A 20670-nucleotide genomic window follows, 5' to 3' on the forward strand; every position below is an offset into this window, starting at 1 on the left:
GGCGCTCAGTCCTGAGGGCGCTCAGTCCGTGAGGACCCCGTCCAGGATCAGCGCCCACTGCGCCACCACCCGCTCGCGGCGTCCCCGGTCGTCGGTGAGGAGGTTGGCGAGGCCGAGGCCCCGGGCCATGTCCAGGAGCCCCTGGACGGTCTCGCGGACGCCCGGCCGGGATTCGTCGGCGCCCAGCAGGTCCACCGCGATGCGATGGGTCTCGCGGCCGACGCGGGCCTCGAGCTCGGTGACACGGGGGCGGAGCTGGGCCTCGTCGCCGGCGGCGACCCAGAGGTGGAGGGCGGCACGGAAGAGGGGGCCGGTGTAGAGGTCGACGAGGGCGGACACGACGGAGCGGCGGTCGGTGGCGCCCTCGGGGAAGAGGGCGCGCAGGGCGGTGGAGCGTTCCTCGGCGACGTATTCGACGGCCGCGGTGAAGAGGTCCTCGCGGGTGCGGAAGTGGTGCTGGGCGGCGCCCCGGGAGACGCCGGCGCGTTCGGCGACGACGGCGACCGTGGAGCCCGCCCAGCCGTGTTCGGCGAGGCAGGCCACGGCGGCCTGGAGGAGCCGCTGCCGGGTGGCCCGGCTTCGGTCCTGCTTGGGGACGCGCTCGACGGCGCGTTCGGTCGGTTGCTCGTCCGTGCTCACAGCACCCATGAAGGTTCCCGTCGTTCCAGGAAGGCCGTCATCCCCTCGCGGGCCTGCGGGGAGGCGAACAGCCGGGCCGAGAGCGCGGTGAGGTCGGCCGCGTCCCGGTCGAATGCCTCCAGCACCCTAGCCGTGAGCAGCCGTTTCGTCTCGGCCAGCCCCTGGGGGGAGGAGCGGCGCAGACCGTCGAGGACGGGCCGCAGTACGGCGTCCACGTCGTCCCCGGCCGCCGTCAGCAGGCCGGTGCGTACCGCCTCGGCCGCGTCGAGGCGTTCCCCGGTGAGGTAGTAGCGGGCGAGCGCGCGCGGGTCCGTGCGGGGCAGGATGGGCAGGGAGATCACGGCCGGGGCCACTGCGATGCGTACCTCGGTGAAGGCGAAGGTGGACTCGGTGGACGCGGCGGCGATGTCGCAGGCGGCCAGCAGGCCGAGGCCTCCGGCACGGACGTGCCCGGTCACCCGCGCGAGGACGGGTTTGCGCAGCTCGACGATCTGCCTGAGCAGGGCGACCAGCGCGTCGGGGGGTGGAGGGTCGCGCAGGTCGGCGCCGGCGCAGAAGGTGTTGCCGGTGTGGGTGAGGACGACGGCCCGAACGCCGGTGTCCTTCGCGCAGTCGGTGAGGGCGTCCGCGAGTTCACCGACGAGCGCGGCGGACAGGGCGTTGCGGGTGTCCGCCGAGTCGAGGCTGAGTGTCTCGATGCCCCGCGCGCGTGTACGGCCGATCGACGTCACGATCCCTCCTGGAGTTTCCGGGGCTGGCGCAGTTGCCGGCGGAGGATCTTGCCGGAGGCGGCCCGGGGCACGCCGTCGATGAAGGTGACGCGGCGCACCCGTTTGTAGGGGGCGACGCGTTCGGCGACGTACATCATGACCTCGCCCTCGGAGAGGTGGGGTGCGGTGGGATGGCGGACGACGTGGGCGTGCGGGATCTCGTTGCCGTCGTCGTCCCGCGCGCCGACGACGGCGGCGTCCGCGATCCCGGGGTGGGTGAGGAGCAGGGCTTCCAGTTCGGCCGGGGCGACCTGGAACCCCTTGTACTTGATGAGTTCCTTGACCCGGTCGACGACGAACAGCCAGCCGTCCTCGTCGACGCGTCCGACGTCGCCGGTGTGCAGCCACCCGTCCCGGTCGATCATCGCGGCGGTGGCGTCGGGCCGGCCCAGGTAGCCCTTCATGACCTGGGGTCCGCGGATGAGGATCTCGCCGGGTTCACCGGTGCCGAGGTCCTTGTCGGGGTCGTCGAGGGACACGATCCGCATCTCGGTGCCGGCGATGAGCCTGCCGACGGTGCCGGGGGGTGCGTCCCGCATGGCGTCGAGGGGGACGATGTGGGTGCCGGGCGAGAGTTCCGTCATGCCGTAGGCCTGGCCGACGGGTGGCAGGCCCAGGCGCTGGGAGCAGGCGGCGGCGAGGTCGGCGTCAAGGGGGGCGGCGGCGCTGATGAGGTACTTCAGCGAGGACAGGTCGTAGTGGGCGACGGCCGGGTGTTTGGCCAGGGCGAGCACGATCGGCGGGGCGACGTACAGGCCGGTGATGCGGTGGGTCTGGATGGCCGCGAGGAAGCTCTCCAGGTCGAAGCGGGGCAGGACCACGACGGTGGCGCCCCGGCGCAGGGGGGCGTTCATCAGGGCGGTCAGCCCGTAGATGTGGAAGAAGGGCAGCACGGCGAGGATGCGGTCGCCGGGTGCGGTGGGGAGGGCGGGTTCGAGCTGGGCGAGGTTGGTGGCGATCTGCCGGTGGGTGAGCATGACGCCCTTGGGGACGCCGGTGGTGCCGGACGAGTAGGGCAGGGCGGCGACGTCCTCGGCCGGGTCGATGGCGACGACCGGTTCGGGTGCGGTCGTGGCGAGCATGTCGATGAGGGAGCGGTGTCCGCTCGCGCTGTCGCAGACGAATATCTCCTCGACGCCGCCCGCGATCTCGGCGGCCCGGCGGGCGGCCTCCAGCAGCGGGGACACGGTGACGATCCAGCGGGCGGCCGAGTCCCGTAGCTGCCCCGCGAACTCCTCGGGTGTGGCGAGCGGGTGCACCGTGGTGACCGCGGCCCCCGCGCGCGTGGCGGCGTAGAAGGCGGTCGGGAAGACGATGGTGTTGGGGCTGTGCAGGGCGAGGACGTCGCCCTTGCGGACACCGGCGTCGGCGAGGGCGGCGGCGAGGCGCCGGTGGAACCGGTCCAGTTGTTCGTAGGTGAGGGTGGTGCCGTCGGTCCCGTCGACGAGGGCGGGCAGGGCGCCGAATGCGGCGGCTCCGCCCAGGACGGCTTCGTGGATGGGGAGTTCGACGGGCGGGACGTCTGCGTACTCGCTGCGGAACACGGTTCCTCCTCGCGACTGCCCGGGTCAGTACGACTTGGGCAGGCCCAGGGTCTGGTGGGAGACGTAGTTGAGAATCATCTCCCGGCTCACCGGGGCGATACGAGCCACGCGCGCGGCCGTTATCAGCGAGGCGAGCCCGAACTCCCGGGTGAGGCCGTTCCCGCCGAGGGTGTGCACGGCCTGGTCGACGGCCTTCACGCAGGCCTCCCCGGCCGCGTACTTGGCCATGTTGGCGGCCTCGCCCGCACCGGCGTCGTCCCCGGTGTCGTAGAGGTGGGCGGCCTTCTGCATCATGAGGCGGGCCAGTTCCAGGTCGATGTGCGCCTGCGCCAGGGGGTGGGCGATGGCCTGGTGGGCGCCGATGGGGGCCTTCCAGACGGTGCGGTCGCGGGCGTACTCGACGGCGCGGCCCAGCGCGTACCGGCCCATGCCGATCGCGAAGGCCGCCGTCATGATCCGTTCGGGGTTGAGTCCGGCGAACAGTTGCAGCAGCCCGGCGTCCTCGTCGCCTACGAGTGCCTCTGCGGGCAGCCGTACGTCGTCGAGGACCAGCTCGAACTGCTTCTCGGCGGCGGTCAGCTCCATGTCGATGGGCCTGCGGGTGAAGCCCTCTGCGTCGCGCGGGACGATGAACAGGCAGGGTTTGAGGCGACCGGTGCGGGCGTCTTCCGTGCGGCCGACGATCAGGACGGCGTCCGCCCTGTCGACGCCGGAGATGAAGACCTTCCGGCCGGTGAGCAGCCAGTCGGCGCCGTCGCGGCGGGCGGTGGTGGTGATGCGGTGGGAGTTGGAGCCGGCGTCGGGTTCGGTGATGCCGAAGGCCATGAGCCGGGTGCCGTCGGCGAGGCCGGGCAGCCAGGTCCGCTTCTGCTCCTCGGTGCCGAAGCGGGCGATGACGTTCCCGCAGATGGCCGGGGAGACGACGAGCATGAGCAGGGGGCAGCCGGAGGCGCCGAGTTCCTCGAGGACGATGGAGAGCTCGGTGATGCCGCCGCCCCCGCCCCCGTACTCCTCGGGGAGGTTGACGCCCAGGTAGCCGAGCTTTCCGGCCTCCGACCAGAGCTCGTCGGGGTGGCCGCCCTCGGCGACGACCCGGGTGATGTAGTCGCGGCCGTAGCGTCTGCCGAGTGCGGCGACGGCGGCCCGCAGGGCCTTGTGCTCCTCGGTTTCCAGGGTGGTGCTCAACTCTCCTGAACCTCCTCCTGTACGACGGCGAGCAGAGCGCCGACCTCCACCTGTCGGCCGGGCACGGCGTGCAGGGCCGTGAGCGTCCCCGTGACCGGTGCCGTGATGCGGTGCTGCATCTTCATCGCCTCCAGCCAGATCAGGGGCTCTCCGGCCCGTACGGCGGTTCCCTCGGCCAGGCCCTCGACGACGCGGACGACCGTGCCGGGCATGGGGGCGAGGAGGGAGCCGGGGGCGTGGTGGGCGGTGGGGTCGGGGAAACGGGGCAGGGCGGTGAGGGCGGTGGCGCCCACGTACACCTGGTCGCCGCCGTAGCGGGCCACCTCGAACTTCCTGCGCACACCGTCGACTTCGAGTACGACGAGACGCGCCTCCACGTGCACCACCCGCACCCCGTCCGCGGTCAGGCCCTGCCGGGTGTGCCGGTAGCGGACCTCGTGCTCCTCGCCCGCCATCAGGTAGCGCTTGGTCTGCGGCTGGGAGGGCAGGTTGCGCCAGCCGCCGAAGCGGGAGCGGCCGTGGGCGTCGGCGAGGGCCGCGGCCAAGGGCGCGTACGGGTCGGGGGCTGGCGGGGTGAGGTCGGTGAGGTGGCGGTCGTAGAACCCGGTGTCCATGCGGGCGGCGGCGAACTCCGCGTGCCGCAGGGAGCGGGCGAGGAGGTCGCGGTTGGTGACCGGGCCGTGGATCTCCGCCCGGTCCAGGGCCCCGGCGAGGGCGCGGACGGCCTCCGCGCGCGTGGGGGCGTGGACGACGACCTTGGCGAGCATCGGGTCGTAGTGGACGCCGATCGGGTCGCCGTCGGTGTAACCGGTGTCGAGGCGGACGCCGTCGGGCACGGCGAGCCGGTGCAGGGTGCCGGTCTGCGGGGCCCAGTCGCGGGCGGGGTCCTCGGCGTAGAGGCGGGCCTCGACGGCGTGCCCGCGCGGGCGGGGCGGTTCGGCGTCCAGGGCGTGGCCCTCGGCGACGCGGAGCTGCAGGGCGACGAGGTCGATGCCGAACACGGCTTCGGTGACGGGGTGTTCGACCTGGAGGCGGGTGTTCATCTCCAGGAAGTGCGCCCTGCCGTCGGCGGTGACCAGGAACTCGACGGTTCCGGCGCCGACGTAGGAGGTGAAGTGGGCGGCGCGCACCGCCATCTCGTACAGCTCGGCGGTGAGTCCGGGTTCCAGTCCCGGCGCCGGTGCCTCCTCGATCACCTTCTGGTGGCGGCGCTGCAGGGAGCAGTCACGGGTGCCGAGCGTCCACACCGTGCCGTGGGTGTCGGCGAGGATCTGCACCTCGACGTGCCGCCCGTTCTCCACGTACGGCTCGACGAAGACCTCACCGTCCCCGAAGGCGCTCGCCGCCTCGGCGCGCGCGGCGGCCAGTTCGGCGTCCAGGTCGGCGAGCCGCCGCACGACCCGCATCCCGCGTCCGCCACCGCCCGCCGCGGCCTTCACCAGCACGGGCAGGTCGGCCTCGGTGACCTCGCTCAGGCCCGCGATGTTCATGAGCTTCTTGGCGCGTGTCTTGGACGCCATCACCTCGATCGCCCGGGGTGGCGGGCCGATCCAGACCAGACCCGCGTCCAGGACGGCGCGCGCGAAGTCGGCGTTCTCGGAGAGGAACCCGTACCCCGGGTGCACGGCGTCGGCACCGGCCGCCACCGCGGCCTTCACGATCAGGTCGCCGCGCAGATACGTCTCCGCGGGCGCCGCGCCGGGCAGTCGTACGGCCGTGTCCGCCACGCGCGCGTGGAGGGCGTTCTCGTCGGCGTCCGAGTGCACGGCGACCGTCCGGATGCCCAGCTCGCGGCAGGTGCGGAACACCCGGCAGGCGATCTCGCCCCGGTTGGCGACCAGCACAGAAGTGATCAATGACGTCATGGGATCCCTCACATGCGGAAGACGCCGAACCCACCCCGCGCCCCCTCGTAGGGCGCGGTGTGGATCGCGGACAGGCACAGACCGAGGACGGTGCGGGTGTCGCGCGGGTCGATGACGCCGTCGTCGTACAGCCGACCGGACAGGAACATCGGCAGCGACTCGGACTCGATCTGCTGCTCCACCATGGCGCGCAGCGCCGCGTCCGCGTCCTCGTCGTACGGCTGCCCCTTGGCGGCGGCCGACTGGCGGGCGACGATCGACAGCACGCCGGCGAGCTGCTGCGGGCCCATGACGGCGGACTTGGCGCTGGGCCAGGCGAACAGGAACCGCGGGTCGTAGGCGCGGCCGCACATGCCGTAGTGCCCGGCGCCGTAGGAGGCGCCCATGAGGACGGACAGGTGGGGGACGCGGCTGTTGCTGACGGCGTTGATCATCATCGCGCCGTGCTTGATGATGCCGCCCTGCTCGTACTCCCGGCCGACCATGTAGCCGGTGGTGTTGTGCAGGAAGAGCAGGGGGATGTCCCGCTGGTTGGCGAGCTGGATGAACTGGGCGGCCTTCTGCGACTCCTCGCTGAAGAGGACTCCTCGCGCGTTGGCCAGGATGCCGACCGGGTAGCCGTGCAGGGCCGCCCAGCCGGTCGTCAGGCTCGTCCCGTACAGCGGCTTGAACTCGTCGAAGTCGGAGCCGTCGACGAGCCGGGCGATGACCTCGCGCGGGTCGAAGGGGGTCTTCAGGTCGCCGGGGACGATGCCGAGCAGTTCCTCGGGGTCGTACTTGGGCGGCACGGCCGGGCCGGGGTCGGGGTGGGCCTTGCGGTGGTTGAGGCGGGCGACCACGCGTCGCGCCTGCCTCAGCGCGTCGGGTTCGTCGACGGCGAAGTAGTCCGCGAGCCCTGACACGCGCGCGTGCATCTCGGCGCCGCCCAGCGACTCGTCGTCGCTCTCCTCGCCGGTCGCCATCTTCACCAGCGGCGGCCCGCCGAGGAACACCTTCGCCCGCTCCTTGACCATGATCACGTGGTCGGACATGCCGGGGATGTAGGCCCCTCCGGCGGTGGAGTTCCCGAAGACGACGGCGACGGTCGGGATCCCGGCGGCGGACAGCCGGGTCAGGTCCCGGAAGATCGCGCCCCCGGGGATGAAGATCTCCTTCTGGGAGGGCAGGTCCGCGCCCCCCGACTCGACGAGGCTGACGCAGGGCAGCCGGTTGGCGAGCGCGATGTCGTTCGCGCGCAGGGCCTTCTTCAGGCTCCAGGGGTTGCTGGCCCCGCCCCGGACGGTCGGATCGTTGGCGGTGATCAGGCACTCCACGCCCTCGACGACACCGATGCCGGTGACGAGGGAGGCGCCGACGGTGTACTCGCTCCCCCACGCGGCCAGCGGGGACAGCTCCAGGAACGGCGTGTCCGGGTCCAGAAGCAGCTCGATCCGCTCCCGGGCGAGCAGCTTGCCGCGCCCCCGGTGCCGCTGGACGTACTTCTCACCGCCCCCCGCGAGGGCCTTGGCGTGCTCGGCGTCCAGATCGGCGAGCTTGGCCAGCATGGCCTCGCGGTTCGCCCGGTGGTCGGGGCTCGCGGTGTCCAGGGCGGACGCGATGACCGTCAAAGGAGGGCCTCCGGTATGTCCAGGTGCCGGGAGCGCAGCCACTCGCCGAGCGCCTTGGCCTGCGGATCGAAACGGTGCTGGGCGGCGACGCCCTCGCCGAGGATGCCCTCGACGACGAAGTTGAGGGCGCGGAGGTTGGGGAGCGGGTGCCGGGTGACGGGCAGGTCGCGGCTCTCCGGGATCAGCTCCCGGAACCGGTCGACCGTGAGGGTGTGCGCGAGCCATCGCCAGGCGTCGTCCGTGCACGCCCACACCCCGACGTTGGCGTCCCCGCCCTTGTCGCCGCTGCGGGCGCCGACGACGCGGCCGAGGGGTGCGCGGCGGGTGGGGCCGGGCGGGAGGGGGGCGGGGAGGGGCGGTTGCGGTACGTCGCCGATTACGAGGGCATCGTGGGGCGGGGGCACGGGCAGGCGGCGTCCGTCGTGGAGGACGGCCACATGGCCGACGGCACCCTGGGGGACGTACACGTCCTCGAAGACCCCGTAAGGGGCGCCCTTTCCGGGTGGCGCGAGCACATGGAAGCCGGGGTAACTGGCGAGGGCGAGTTCCACGGCGGCACCGCTGAGCGCGCGCCCCACGACCTCCTGGTCCGGGTCGCGTACGACGAGCCGGAGCAACGCGCTGGCCGTCTCCTCGGTGCCGGCGTCGGGCCGGTCGGTGCGGACCAGCTCCCAGCGGACCTGGGCGGGCGAGGACTTGGCGAGCGCGTCGGTCATCTGCGCCCGCACGAGTTCGGCCTTCGCCTCGATGTCCAGCCCGGTGAGGACGAAGACGATCTCGTTGCGGAAGCCGCCGAGCCGGTTGAGGCCGACCTTGAGCGTCGGGGGCGGTGCCTCACCGCGCACCCCCTCGATCCGGACCCGGTCCGGGCCCTCCTGGCTCAGCCGTACGGTGTCCAGCCGGGCCGTGACGTCGGGTCCCGCGTACCGGGCGCCGCCCGTCTCGTACAGCAACTGGGCGGTGACCGTGCCGACGTCGACGAAACCGCCGGCGCCGGGGTGCTTGGTGATGACGCTGGTGCCGTCGGCGTGGATCTCGGCGAGCGGGAAGCCGGGGTGGCGGACGTCCCGCCGACTGTCGCGGAAGAAGGCGTAGTTGCCGCCGGTGGCCTGCGCCCCGCACTCCAGGACGTGCCCGGCGACGACGGCGCCCGCGAGCCGGTCGTGGTCGGTCGGCCGCCAGCCGAAGTGGGCGGCGGCCGGGCCGGTGACGAGGGCCGCGTCGGTGACCCGCCCGGTGACGACGACGTCGGCGCCCTCCCGCAGACAGGCGGCGATGCCGAAGCCGCCGAGGTAGGCGTTGGCGGTGAGGCTGTCCGGATGGGCCGCCTTCAGGTCGTCGCCCTCGACGTGGGCGACGCGGATGGGGATGCCGAGGCGATCGGCCAACTTCCTGACGGCGTCGGCGAGTCCGGCGGGATGGAGGCCGCCCGCGTTGGTGACGATCCGCACGCCGCGCTCGTGGGCGAGGCCGAGGCACTCCTCGAGCTGACGGAGGAACGTGCGGGCGTAACCGGCGGTGGGGTCCTTGAGGCGGTCCCGGCCGAGGATGAGCATGGTCAGCTCGGCGAGGTAGTCGCCGGTGAGGACGTCGAGTTCACCGCCTGTGAGCATCTCTCGCATGGCTTCGAAGCGGTCGCCGTAGAAGCCGGAGGAGTTGCCGATGCGCAGGGGAGCCGCCGGAGCCATCGGAGCCTGCGGAGCCGCCGGATCAGCCGGATCCGCCGGGGTGGTCACTCCCCCGCTCCCTTCGGCGCACGGCCGGTGCCGGGCGGGCCCGCGAAGGCCTGGGCGATGTCCAGCCAACGGTCGGCCTCGGAGCCCTCCGCACGCAGGGCGAGGTCGGCGCGGTGCGCGCGCTGGGTGACGAGGAGACAGAAGTCGAGGGCCGGACCGGTGACGCGTTCCACGGCGTCCTCGGGGCCGTACGTCCACGGTTCGCCGTCGCCGTCGCCTTCGTCGTCGGAGGGCGGGGTGAGCTCGATCCGGAACTCCTCGAACGGCGCGGGCAGTCCGTGCACCCCGAAGGCGAAGTCACGGGTGCGCACGCCGAGACGGACGATGTGCCGGAGGCGGTCGGTGGGCGTGCGCACCACGCCCAGGGCGTCGGCGACGTCCTGCCCGTGCGCCCAGGTCTCCATCAGCCGGGCGCTCGCCATGGACGCGGCAGACATGGGCGGGCCGTACCAGGGAAACCGTCCATCGGCGGGTGCGGCGCGCAGGGCGTCCTCCAGGGCCTTGCGCCCGCCCCGCCAGTCCGCGAGCAGCTGCGCGGCCGGCTTCCCGGCCCCCTCCTCCGCCCCGTTGTCCACGAAGTCCCCCGGGGCGGCCAACGCCTTCTCGACCTCGCGGGCGAAGGCGTCCCGATCGGTCACGGCGAGCAGGGACGAGTGGTCGGTCCAGGCGAGGTGGGCGATCTGGTGGGCGACGGTCCAGCCGGGGGCAGGGGTCTTGAGCGACCACTGCTCACCGCTCAACTCGGCCACTAGCAGGTCGAGTTCCTCGCCCTCCGCACGCAGGTCGTCGATGACGGGCGTCGGGTCAGCCATGGGGGGAGCATGGCAGTGGGCGAGGAAACAATCAAGCGTGCTTGCATGAATTGCTTCCACGCCCCGGATGCGATTCAGGTCGGGAGAAGGTCCAGTGTGCGGCTCCTTTCGTTGATCGGAGCGAGCTGGCGCATCGTCAGATCTGTGCGCCAGTACGCCGCGACCAGCAATGCCCGGCCCTCCAGGGGCAGGCCCCATGGCCGACCTTTGCGGACCGCGTCCGCACCTGCGCGCCGCAGCATGGTCACCAGCTTCCCGAAGGCACGCGGGCTCAGCCCGGTGAACGGGGCCATCCGGACGGCTCCGAGACTGTGATCACACCAGCCACGCCGGGATCATCGCACCGCAGCGTGCCCCGCCAGCAGGCCTCCCCGCCTCAGTGGAATTCGTGGACCACCTGGATCTCGCCGATGATGTGGGCGTTGAAGTCGTCCAGCTCCTCGGCCGGAACCCAGAGCTCGAGGATCGTCTGCCCACCGGCCTGCTGGATGGGATACCGGCTCAAGAACTCCGACTCGACCTCAAAACGAGTGACGAAGCCGGCGCCATCGTGCTTCACGTTCCAGTCCCGCGCGATCCTGACCGCGTAGTCCTCGTTGAGGACCGGGTAGAAGATCGGCTGCTCGGGCAGCCGGGGCGGCCAGGCACGCCAGTTCAGCTGCCGAACCAGATCCAGCTCCTTGGGGCCGGTGGGGCGCCATAGGGTCGTCGTTGCTCGCTGGCTGGTCATCTGCATCGCTCTCTGAACGTAGGTCGTTGGCGCGGCGGGTCGGGAGAGCGGACGATACCGGCACCGCGAACTCGTCAGCCACGCGGTTTCCGCACCGTGACCAGCAGTTACGGGACAACCCTCAGCCTCCGGCCACCAGGTCGAGTTCGACCTTCTGCCGAGTGCCCCAACCCGTGCGATAGCACGTGGCCATCGCGTACCAGCGCACGACGCGGAAGACGGTGAACGCGAAGATCTGCGCGATCGGTGCCGCTGCGAAGGTCAGAAGCTGGGCGCTGAAGGGTTCGTCGCTCCGCCGGAAGCTGAGATACCGGAGTGCTTGGCCGTAGCCCACTAGAACGGGAATCAGAAGCAACTCCCACGCCCACAGGCCTTGCACGACCGGGAGGTACAAGAAGAGGATGATGAAGATTACCGTGGAGAGCACCATCTGGATCCATCCGATGAGATGACCCCAGTAGGCGTAGTTGTTGAGACGGAGGTAACGGAACCGCCAGAACGTGCGGATGAAAGCGCCACGCATCCATCGTGTGTACATGCGGAAGAGTTGCGAGAAGTTGTCCGGCATGAGGGTGGTTGCGAAGGCGGTGGGCTGCTGTACCGCCTTGCCGTGTTGCAGAGCATAGATCGTCAGCATGGAGTCGTCGGAGAACTCCACCTTCCGCCCGAGGAAGGTCTCGTTGAGGTAGCCGTCGAGGTTGTCCTCCACGACATGGGCGCGATAGGCGGCGAGGACACCCGAATTGACCAGCACGCCCCCCAGAGCCGACTGTGCCGACCGGTCGACCAACTGCCCCACGACGAACCACAGGTCAGTGAGCCTGACGAGGACGTCGCGCCAGCGGCGACGCTCGCCCCGGCTGTTCACGTTGCCTCGCAAATTGGAGGCGAGCACGATACCGGCGACAGACTGGATCTCCCGATCGGCGAAGGGTTTGAGGATCTCCGAGATCGCCTGGTAATCGAGATTGGCGTCGGAATCGACAGTGACATAGACGTCACTGACGATCCCGGCACGCCGCACGGCGGTCAGAGCCAGGCCTTGTGCGTGCCGCTTTCCCGGTACCGGGGTGCTCTCCCAGATCAGCGGGATGCCACGTTCGGCACATACTCCCTCATACCACGTGCGCACGTCCGCATAGTCGACGGAGTTGTCGTTCTCCACGACGACGACGCATTGCGGAAGTCGCGTCTGCTCGGCAACGGACGCCAGACATGCCCGGAAAGCATTCGGTCCCTCGTTGCGCACTGGCACGGGTACCGTGACTCTCAACCTGTCCAGCATGGACTGTTGTTCGGAAGTCACCTTCCGTGGCCGCTCACAAAAGTAGAGCACGCACTGCCACATGAGCAGCAAAAACGCGAGCGCGTACACCGTGGCGAAGTGCTGCCCGTGTCCTTGCCAGGTGCTGATGCCCGAATAGATGTGCCGGACCAGCCACATGGAAAGGGCCGCCACCGAAAGGGCGGCCCCGACCAGGATGCGGGTCCGAGTACGGCGTACTCGGATCGTCTTCATCGTTCGGAGACCGCCTTACCCCGCCGGAACGACGTACGCGCCAGCACGGCCCCCAACACGACAACGGTGGCGGCCAGACCCAGCAGCCACAACTGCTGGAAAGCGATTCCGCCGATCGTGACGGCCCCGGCTCCTGTCGCGGCGAGAGAGCCGCTCCCCCCTGTGTAGTTCATTGGCAGCCTTCCCCCGGCTCAGTGTTCTCTGTCAGAACTCAGAGTCAGGCCACGGCCATGGGCTTGTCCGGGAGTTTCCCGTGCGGGTGATCAAGTTCGAATCGCATGCCGAATGCGCGCAGCGTGGCTCACACCGCCTCGATCGGCGGGTAGACCGGCGCCCACGTCACCGCCCGCACGGCCGCGTCCACGTCGTCCAGGTCGGCCCGTGCGACGCCGTCCTCCGCGGCTGCCGTCGCCACCGCGGCGGCGACCGCGGCGGAGGTCTCGCGCAGGTCGTGGATCGGCGGCAGTACGGGCGCGCCCGGGTCGGTCACGTCCGTCTGCCGGGCGACCGCGTCCGCCGCCGCACGCAGCATGCGGTCGGTGACCCGCGAGGCCTGGGCGACGATCGCGCCGAGTCCGAGGCCGGGGAAGATGAGGGCGTTGTTGGCCTGCCCGATGTGATACGTCGTGCCGCCGTGCTCCACCGGGTCGAAGGGGCTGCCGGTGGCGACGAGTGCCTTGCCGTCGGTCCAGGCGATCAGGTCGGCGGGCTTGGCCTCGGCCAGGTCGGTGGGGTTGGAGAGCGGCAGGATGATCGGGCGTTCGGTGTGCCGGGCCATTTCCCGCACGATCGGCTCGGCGAAGGCGCCGCCCTGGCCGGAGGTGCCGATGAGGATGGTCGGGCGGACCCGGCGGACCACCTCGGCGAGCGGGATCCCGGGCAGGCTCTCGTCGTGTTCCCAGTCGGAGACCTCGTCGACGGGGCGGGCGTAGGGCACCTGGAAGTCCCGGAGCTTGTCGCCCTGGTCGCCGGTGAGCAGGCCGTAGCGGTCGACGCACCAGAAGCGGGCGGTGGCCTCGTCGGCCGACAGGCCCTCCGACACCAGGGCGTCGCGGAGCTGCTCGGCGATGCCGATGCCGGCACTGCCCGCGCCGAACACGACGATGCGGTGGTCGCGGAGGGGCACGCCGCTGGCCTTCGCGCCCGAGAGGACCGCGGCGAGATTGACGGCGCCGGTGCCCTGGATGTCGTCGTTGAAGGTGAAGACGTGGTCGCGGTAGTGGTCGAGGATGCGACGGGCGTTGGCGGGGCCGAAGTCCTCCCAGTGGAGCAGGGCGCGCGGAAAGAGCCTGGTCGCGGAGGTGACGTAGGCGTCGATGAAGGCGTCGTAGGTGTCGCGGTCGACGCGGGGGTGCTGGTTGCCGAGGTACAGGGGGTTGTCGAGGAGTTCCTTGCGGTTCGTGCCCACGTCGAGCATGACGGCGAGGGTGCGGCGCGGGTCGACACCGGCGGCGGCCGTGTAGACGGCGAGCTTGCCGACGGCGATGTCGATGCCGCCGACACCCCAGTCACCGATGCCGAGGATGCCCTCGCCGTCGGTGGCGACGATCAGGTCGACGTCATCGGGGCCGAGGCCTGCGGCGCGCAGGGAGCGCTCGATGTCGCCGGGGGCGTCGACGGAGAGGTACACGCCTCGGGGGCGCCGGTACTCGTAGCTGTAGCGCTTGATGGCCGTGCCCACGGTGGGGGTGTAGACGATGGGGAGCATCTCCTCGAGGTGGTCTCCGACGAGCCGGAAGAACAGCACCTCGTTGCGGTCGTGCAACGCGGTCAGGTAGACGCTCTTGGCCAGGTCGCCCGGCTGCTCGCGGAACTGGGAGTACGCACGGTCGGCCTGCTCGTCCTGCGTGAGCACTCGAGGCGGTACGAGACCGACTAGATCCAGGTCCCGGCGCTCCGCCTCGGTGAACGCGGTGCCACGGTTGAGCCGGGGGTCAGCGAGAACGGCACGGCCACGGGCCGTGGTCTTCAAGGGCTTGTGGGTGGTGTCCCGCTCGGTCGTCATGGGGCCTCCTGACGGAAGGTCTGCGCCAGTAACTGCAGATATCACCTTTCCGTCCAGCTCTGTCGCAATCAGGGATGTGACGGAGCTGTCGCGAGGGGGCGCGGCGAGGCGGGACTGGCGAGGCGGGTGAGCTGGGCGCCGTCCGGTAAGTGGCCGTGGGCCGCCGGCCGGGGGAGAAGCGAGCGGGCAGCCCGAGGAAAGCGGGGCCCGGGTGGGCGCGACGACTTCACCTTCACGCTCAAGCGCTGAGGCCTCCTCGCGCCTGGCTGGGTTTGTTCGGCAAGTCGTGTCGGACAGACCCGGCCGAGGTGCCGAGCCCCTCCGGCGGCCCGTCCCGGAGGAGTCAGTCGCAGGGGAACTCGTCCGTTTTGAGGGTGAGGCCGACCACCGTGTCGGTGAGGTCCACGTCGTCACCGAAGTCGACCTTCGTCTCGGTGGCGTAGTCGTCGCCCTTGGGGTGGGTGTAGACGTGGCAGCGGCGCTGGTACGGGTCGGCGATGAGGTACACGGGCACCTCGGCCTTGGCGTAGGCGGCCTTCTTCGGGCCGTAGTCGTTGGCGGCGGTGCCCTTGGAGATGACCTCGGCGACGAACTCGACGTCCTCGTGACGCCAGCGGCCTTCCTCCGTCCTGGCGGCGCCCTCGGCCATCGCGGTCACGTCGGTCGCGAACCCGTTCAGGTGTCCCGGGTAGTCGATGCGTACGTCGGACTTGATGCGCTTGCGCGGGTACTTGGGCCGCAGTTGCTCGACGATGTCCAGGATGATCTCCCAGTGGGTGTCCCGCTGTGGCGACATGAAGACGGTCCCCTCGACGATCTCGACCTTGTATCCCTCGGGGACGGGCATCTTCTCGAGCCGTTCGAACATGTCGTCGAGCGTGCTCGTGTTGTCGCTCTCGGCCATCGCGATCCTGTCTTCAAGGACGGTCATCGTGGCGTTCCTCCCCGGCCGCCTCCGCACGAGTGCAGCCGGGCGGTACAACGATACGCACGGCCATCGGGTCACGTAGGAGTGCGAGCCGCGCTCACGAGTACGAGGAGCGCGCGTCGTACTCCCCGCCCACCCCCCACTCCTCCCACATCGCCCCCGCGAACGCCCCCGCCAGCTTCCGTTCCCCGCTCTCGTTCGGGTGGGTGCCGTCGTAGGTGTCGGTGTGGATGTCGTACGACTCCGGGATCGGGGCCAGCAGGAGGGAGGACGTCGGATCGTCGAGGTCGGCGACCGTCTTCTCCAGCAGTTCGTTGAAGCGGGTCAGCTCACCGGCGAAGGTCTCGTCCGCCTCGGCCCGGATGTTCGGGATGACCGGCAGCAGCACCATCCGCACCCGGGGCCTGGCCTCCCGCGCCTCCCTGACGAACTTCCGCACGTTCTGCGTCGTCTGCTCCGCGTTGGTGTAGAAGCCGAGGTCGATCAGGCCCAGGGAGACCAGGAGCACGTCCGGCCGGTGCTCGCGCACCGCGTGGCCGATCAGCGGGGCCATGTGGGCCCAGCCCTCGCCCCAGCCGGCCAGGTGGGCGCGGGGGAAGTCGGGGGCGGCGTACGCGTACGACGTCGGGGAGTCCGTGGCCTTGTCGTAGAGCGTCTCGCGCGGGCCGACGAACGTGAAGGGGCCTTCACACGTGGCGCGCAGGTGCTGCCACAGCCGGTAACGCCACGTGTGATCGCCCGCGCTTCCGATCGTCATGGAGTCACCGACGGGCAGGAATCTGAGCATCCGCTCATGATGGACGATCAGTGGCGGTCGGGGGGCCGGGTGGGGTGTGAGGCCCACCACCTCCGTCAACGGCTGCGCGGGATGGCAGTCTTGGGGCATGCGCCGATCGCTCGCCCTGCTCGCCGGGGTTCTGCTCACGGGTGTGTTCACCGTGCCCGCCTCCGCCGCCGACGGTGACGGCGCCGGTGACCGGGGTTTCACGATCAAGGACTCGCGGATCACCGAGTCCAGCGGTCTCGCCGCCTCCCACCTGCACCCCGGGATCTACTGGACCCACAACGACAGCAACGACGGTCCGTACATCTACGCCGTCGACAGCCGGACGGGGAAGACCGTCGCCACGCTGACACTGAAGGGCATCGGCTCTCCCCGGGACGTGGAGGCGATCTCCATCGGGCCCGGGAACGAGATCTACGTCGGGGACATCGGTGACAACCTCGGCGGCAAGTGGCCCTATGTGTGGGTCTACACGCTGCCCGAGCCGAAGGTGCTGAAGGACCGGACCGTCCTGGCCAAGCAGTATGTCGTCAAGTACGCGGACGGGCCCCGGAACGCCGAGTCGCTGCTCGTCCACCCGAAGACCGGGCGGGTCTACATCATCGACAAGAACGAGGACGGTGGTCACCTGTACGAGGGACCGGCCAAGCTCTCCTCCTCCGGCAGCAACATCTTCCGGCCCGTCGCCCCCATCGACCTGTGGGCGACGGACGCCGCCTTCTCACCCAATGGCCGGCAGCTCGCCGTACGCGGGTACTTCGGCGGCATCTACTACGACTGGAACGGCGGGAAGATCAAGCGGCGGGGGCGACTGGACGTGCCCCTGCAGGGGCAGGGCGAGTCCGTCAGCTACTCGCCCGACGGGACCAAGCTGATGTACGGCAGCGAGGGCGCCGACAGCGCCGTCCAGGCGGAGGACGCGCCCGGTGGCGCATCGGCCGGCAAATCCGCGTCGGCGAAGGGCGGTTCCTCGGCCGACGGGGGCGGGGGGAGCGGCGGTGTCGCGTCCAACGGCTTCAAGGTGGGTGCTCTCGCCGTCGCCGCCGGGGCCCTCGCCCTCTTCGGGCTGCGGCGGCGACGGCGGACGAGCGGTGGGGGCTGAGGGTGTCCCCTCGGCCCACCTCGCAGCTACAGGGATGAATCCCTCCCGACGCGCTTCTTGACGTGGCCATGGTGGCTCAGTTTTCTGGTGGTGCGCGGTTCATGGGAGCGCTCCCATCCTGTTCCGGGGCCGCGCCTCCCCCCGAGAGGAACAAAACACATGTTCCGCAGCTTACGAAGGGCACTGTGCGCTGCCGCGGCGGCGCTCCTCATCCCGCTGGCCGGCGTGCAGACGGCGCACGCCGGCAGCGCCGCCGCCCCTGGTGCCGGCTACTGGCACACCAGCGGTCGGCAGATCATGGACGCGGCCGGACAGCCGGTCCGGATCGCCGGGATCAACTGGTTCGGCTTCGAGACCGGCAACCACGTGGTGCACGGCCTCTGGTCACGCGACTACAAGAGCATGATCGACCAGATGAAGTCGCTGGGCTACAACACCATCCGGCTTCCCTACAGCGACGACATCTTCAAGAGCTCCACCGTCCCCGACAGCATCGACTTCTCCGGCGGCAAGAACACCGACCTCCGGGGGCTCGACTCCCTGCAGGTCATGGACAAGATCGTGGCCTACGCCGGGCAGGACGGGCTGAAGGTCATCCTCGACCGGCACCGCCCGGACTCCGGCGGCCAGTCGGCGCTCTGGTACACCGCGTCCGTCCCCGAGTCCACCTGGATCGCCGACCTGAAGTCTCTCGCGGGGCGGTACAAGGGTCAGGACACCGTCATCGGCATCGACCTGCACAACGAGCCCCACGACCCGGCCTGCTGGGGGTGCGGCGACCAGGCGAGGGACTGGCGGCTCGCCGCCGAGCGCGCGGGCAACGCCGTGCTCTCCGTCAACCCCGACCTGCTGATCTTCGTCGAGGGCGTGCAGTCGTACAACGGCGCTTCCTACTGGTGGGGCGGCAACCTGATGGGAGTCGCCCAGTACCCGGTGCGGTTGAGCGTCGCGGGCCGGGTCGTGTACTCCGCCCACGACTACGCCACCAGCGTCGCCCAGCAGAGCTGGTTCAGCGATCCCTCGTTCCCCGCCAACATGCCGGGCATCTGGGACAGGTACTGGGGCTACATCTTCAAGCAGAACCTGGCGCCCGTGTGGGTGGGTGAGTTCGGTACGACCCTTCAGTCGACCGTGGACCAGAAGTGGCTGGCCGCGCTGGTGAGTTACCTGCGGCCGACCTCCACGTACGGCGCCGACGCCTTCCAGTGGACCTTCTGGTCGTGGAACCCCGACTCCGGTGACACCGGCGGGATCCTCAAGGACGACTGGGCGACCGTGGACACGGTGAAGGACGGATATCTGGCGAGCGTGAAGGCACCGCTGTTCCCCGGTAGCGGCACCGGCGGCGGAAACGGGGGCGGTGGCGGTACCGCCGCGTGCAGCGCCTCCTACACCGTCAGCAGCGACTGGGGCGGCGGGTTCAACGCCGAGGTGAAGGTCACCAACACCGGTACCGCGGCGATCAGCGGCTGGAAGGTGACCTGGACCTGGAGCGGGGCGCAGAAGGTCAGCACCATGTGGAACGCGTCGTACACGCAGAACGGCGCGACGGTCACGGCCGTCAACGCCGCCCACAACGGAGCGGTCCCCGTGGGCGGTTCGGCGAGCTTCGGGTTCGGGGGTGCGCCGGGCGGCGGCGGAGTGCCCAGCGTGAGCTGCAGCGCGTCATGACAGAAGGGCGCCCGGTGTGGCACCGGGCGCCCGTCCGACGTTCCGTGTGGCCCGTCAGCGCCGAGAGGTCAGAAGCGGGGCGCTCCCGGGGTGAACGGCGGCGCCGGCACGATGGGCCGGCTCACGCCGGGGCCCGTGCGGCCGGACGCCTTGCAGGTGACGTCCGCGGCGGGAAGCCGCCCGTTGCCCAGGTAGGCGTTGACGGTGCGGTCGGCGCAGGAGTTCGGGTCATCGCCGTAGACGCCGTGGCCCTCGCCGCCCTTGACGTACACCATGCGCGATCCCTTCAGCGCGTGGTGCATACCGAGGCCGCTGACCAGGGGCGTCTGGGAGTCCCACTGGTTCTGGACGGTGAGCAGGCCGACGTTGTTGTCCACCTTGGTGACGGGCTCGACCGGCTTGTCCCAGAACGCGCAGGGCATGATGTTGGAGGCGAAGTCGCCGTAGAGCGGGTACTTCGCCTTGTCCCGGATCGCGTCACGCCGGTACTGCTCGGGGTCGTGCGGCCAGGCCGCGGTGTCACCGCAGAGCACACTCCAGAAGACGGCGGCGCCGTTGTCGGCCGGCGGCTGGGCGGCGCGTGTGGTGAACCGGCTCGGGCTCCCCTGGTCGTCGGTCGCGGGGAAACCGCGGAGGGCCGCACGGTGGTCGGCGGCCTTCTTCAGGTCGGCGACCATCTCGGCCGCTGCCTGGGGACTGAAGAACAGGGCGCGCACGCCGGCACGGATGTCGTCGCCGGTGATCTTCTGATCACCGTCCACGATGGGGGTGCGGTCGGCCCGGGCGATCAGGTTCCAGAACGTCTTCTTCACCTTGGCCGGGGTGGCGCCGAGTTTGTAGGTGCGGTCGTGCTGTGCGGTCCACTTCGTCCAGCGGGTGAACGCCGGCTCGGTGCCCTCCGCCCAGACCTGGATCATGCCGCGCCAGACGCGTGCGGGGTCGACCGAACTGTCCAGCACGAAGCGGTCGGTCTGCTTGGGGAACATCTGCGCGTAGACGGCGCCCAGGTAGGTGCCGTAGGAGTAGCCCAGGTAGGAGATCTTCTTCTCGCCCAGCACGGCGCGGATGACGTCCATGTCGCGGGCGGTGTTGCGGGTGGTGATGTACCGCAGCGTGTCGCCGTTCTTCGCGCGGCACTTGTCGGCGACCTTCCGGGCCCACTTGACGTCGTTGCTGAACGTCTCCGCCCTGTAAGCGTGTTCGAAGTTCTGCTCGGTCTCGTTGAGACCGCAGGTGAGGGGGCTGCTGCGGCCCACTCCCCGCGGGTCGAAGCCGACGAGGTCGTAACTCTCGCGGATCTTCTTGGGCAACGTGTCCTTCATCCAGTCCGGCATGTCGAGGCCTTCGCCGCCCGGACCGCCGGGGTTGAACAGGAGCACACCGTGCCGCTTGCCAGGGACGCTGGTCTTCATACGGGAGATGGCCAGCTTGATCGTCTTGCCGTCGGGGCGGCTGTAGTCGAGCGGGACTTTGATCGTCGCGCACTGGAGCGCGGCGGGCATCGATGGGTCACATCTGTGCCACGCGGGCGTCTGGTTCGCGAATCTCCCCAGCGGTTCCGCCGCTGAGGCCTGAGCCGGAGCGAGAGCCGGGACCAGCGTCGCCGTGATCCCCGCGGCGAGCACGGGCGCGAGGCGTCCTATCCGCACGATGGCCGTTCCTTTCCGTCAACTTCCAGGACTGGACGACCATTTCGTGCCGACGCATGCGAGCGGAACCGACTGCGGGTCCGTCTTGCTACGACTACGGGAGGAGACAGAAAGAGACGTACGG

Annotated in this window: 17 protein-coding genes and 1 pseudogene; 2 read left to right on the forward strand and 16 right to left on the reverse strand. The window is 70.4% G+C overall.

The features are described 5' to 3' along the window. Window positions 1-21: 21 nt before the first annotated feature. From ACFYZQ_RS30750 to ACFYZQ_RS30820, 15 genes and pseudogenes are all read right to left on the reverse strand, one after another. A complete protein-coding gene (locus tag ACFYZQ_RS30750) occupies window positions 22-648 on the reverse strand; it encodes a TetR/AcrR family transcriptional regulator (RefSeq protein WP_389154709.1) in 627 nt (208 codons plus the stop codon). After that, window positions 636-1370 carry an enoyl-CoA hydratase family protein gene (locus tag ACFYZQ_RS30755; RefSeq protein WP_389154712.1) on the reverse strand — a complete coding sequence of 245 codons (735 nt, stop codon included), beginning with the start codon at window positions 1368-1370 and terminating at the stop codon, window positions 636-638. The genes ACFYZQ_RS30750 and ACFYZQ_RS30755 overlap by 13 nt, the downstream gene beginning before the upstream one ends. Next, the gene (locus ACFYZQ_RS30760) at window positions 1367-2953 is read right to left on the reverse strand and encodes a 4-coumarate--CoA ligase family protein (RefSeq protein ID WP_389154715.1); all 1587 of its coding nucleotides are present in this window, start codon (window positions 2951-2953) and stop codon (window positions 1367-1369) included. Before ACFYZQ_RS30760 ends, ACFYZQ_RS30755 begins: the two co-directional genes overlap by 4 nt. 24 nt (window positions 2954-2977) lie before the next feature. Beyond that, window positions 2978-4138, reverse strand: a complete 1161-nt coding sequence (locus tag ACFYZQ_RS30765; RefSeq protein WP_389154717.1) for an acyl-CoA dehydrogenase family protein — start codon at window positions 4136-4138, stop codon at window positions 2978-2980. Beyond that, the gene (locus ACFYZQ_RS30770; protein WP_389155236.1) at window positions 4135-5994 is read right to left on the reverse strand and encodes a biotin carboxylase N-terminal domain-containing protein; all 1860 of its coding nucleotides are present in this window, start codon (window positions 5992-5994) and stop codon (window positions 4135-4137) included. The genes ACFYZQ_RS30765 and ACFYZQ_RS30770 overlap by 4 nt, the downstream gene beginning before the upstream one ends. A 17-nt stretch (window positions 5995-6011) precedes the next feature. Next, on the reverse strand, window positions 6012-7610 hold the full coding sequence (locus ACFYZQ_RS30775; RefSeq protein WP_389154720.1) for an acyl-CoA carboxylase subunit beta: 1599 nt from the start codon (window positions 7608-7610) through the stop codon (window positions 6012-6014). Next, window positions 7607-9298: an acyclic terpene utilization AtuA family protein gene (locus tag ACFYZQ_RS30780; protein ID WP_389155239.1), complete on the reverse strand. Its 1692-nt coding sequence runs from the start codon at window positions 9296-9298 to the stop codon at window positions 7607-7609. Before ACFYZQ_RS30780 ends, ACFYZQ_RS30775 begins: the two co-directional genes overlap by 4 nt. 44 nt (window positions 9299-9342) lie before the next feature. Further along, window positions 9343-10158 carry a TIGR03084 family metal-binding protein gene (locus ACFYZQ_RS30785; protein WP_389154723.1) on the reverse strand — a complete coding sequence of 272 codons (816 nt, stop codon included), beginning with the start codon at window positions 10156-10158 and terminating at the stop codon, window positions 9343-9345. A 113-nt stretch (window positions 10159-10271) separates the two neighbouring features. Further along, window positions 10272-10486: pseudogene (locus ACFYZQ_RS30790) on the reverse strand (IS5/IS1182 family transposase); the annotation flags it as partial. Window positions 10487-10534: 48 nt separating this feature from the next. Continuing rightward, window positions 10535-10894 (reverse strand): hypothetical protein, encoded by a 360-nt coding sequence (locus ACFYZQ_RS30795; RefSeq protein WP_389154726.1) that lies wholly within the window; start codon window positions 10892-10894, stop codon window positions 10535-10537. A 115-nt stretch (window positions 10895-11009) separates the two neighbouring features. Next, on the reverse strand, window positions 11010-12407 hold the full coding sequence (locus ACFYZQ_RS30800; protein ID WP_389154729.1) for a glycosyltransferase: 1398 nt from the start codon (window positions 12405-12407) through the stop codon (window positions 11010-11012). Beyond that, window positions 12404-12580 carry a hypothetical protein gene (locus tag ACFYZQ_RS30805; RefSeq protein WP_389154731.1) on the reverse strand — a complete coding sequence of 59 codons (177 nt, stop codon included), beginning with the start codon at window positions 12578-12580 and terminating at the stop codon, window positions 12404-12406. The genes ACFYZQ_RS30800 and ACFYZQ_RS30805 overlap by 4 nt, the downstream gene beginning before the upstream one ends. A 128-nt stretch (window positions 12581-12708) precedes the next feature. Further along, a complete protein-coding gene (locus ACFYZQ_RS30810; RefSeq protein ID WP_389154734.1) occupies window positions 12709-14412 on the reverse strand; it encodes an NAD-dependent malic enzyme in 1704 nt (567 codons plus the stop codon). A gap of 343 nt (window positions 14413-14755) precedes the next feature. Next, window positions 14756-15343 carry a Uma2 family endonuclease gene (locus ACFYZQ_RS30815; protein WP_389154736.1) on the reverse strand — a complete coding sequence of 196 codons (588 nt, stop codon included), beginning with the start codon at window positions 15341-15343 and terminating at the stop codon, window positions 14756-14758. Between the two features lie 94 nt (window positions 15344-15437). Continuing rightward, window positions 15438-16127, reverse strand: a complete 690-nt coding sequence (locus ACFYZQ_RS30820; protein ID WP_389154739.1) for a GDSL-type esterase/lipase family protein — start codon at window positions 16125-16127, stop codon at window positions 15438-15440. Between the two features lie 97 nt (window positions 16128-16224). On the opposite strand from ACFYZQ_RS30820, the gene ACFYZQ_RS30825 reads away from it, so the two are divergent. Both ACFYZQ_RS30825 and ACFYZQ_RS30830 read left to right on the forward strand, forming a co-directional pair. After that, window positions 16225-17226 (forward strand): WD40 repeat domain-containing protein, encoded by a 1002-nt coding sequence (locus tag ACFYZQ_RS30825; protein ID WP_389154742.1) that lies wholly within the window; start codon window positions 16225-16227, stop codon window positions 17224-17226. Between the two features lie 159 nt (window positions 17227-17385). Beyond that, entirely contained in the window at window positions 17386-18897 is a 1512-nt protein-coding gene (locus ACFYZQ_RS30830; RefSeq protein WP_389154745.1) for a cellulase family glycosylhydrolase, read from the forward strand. A gap of 68 nt (window positions 18898-18965) precedes the next feature. Here the strand turns inward: ACFYZQ_RS30830 and ACFYZQ_RS30835 are convergent, their stop codons facing one another. Further along, window positions 18966-20546 (reverse strand): alpha/beta hydrolase, encoded by a 1581-nt coding sequence (locus ACFYZQ_RS30835; protein ID WP_389154747.1) that lies wholly within the window; start codon window positions 20544-20546, stop codon window positions 18966-18968. Window positions 20547-20670: the final 124 nt, after the last annotated feature.

The sequence above is a fragment of the Streptomyces sp. NPDC001843 genome, assembly GCF_042891955.1.
Lineage (GTDB): Bacteria > Actinomycetota > Actinomycetes > Streptomycetales > Streptomycetaceae > Streptomyces.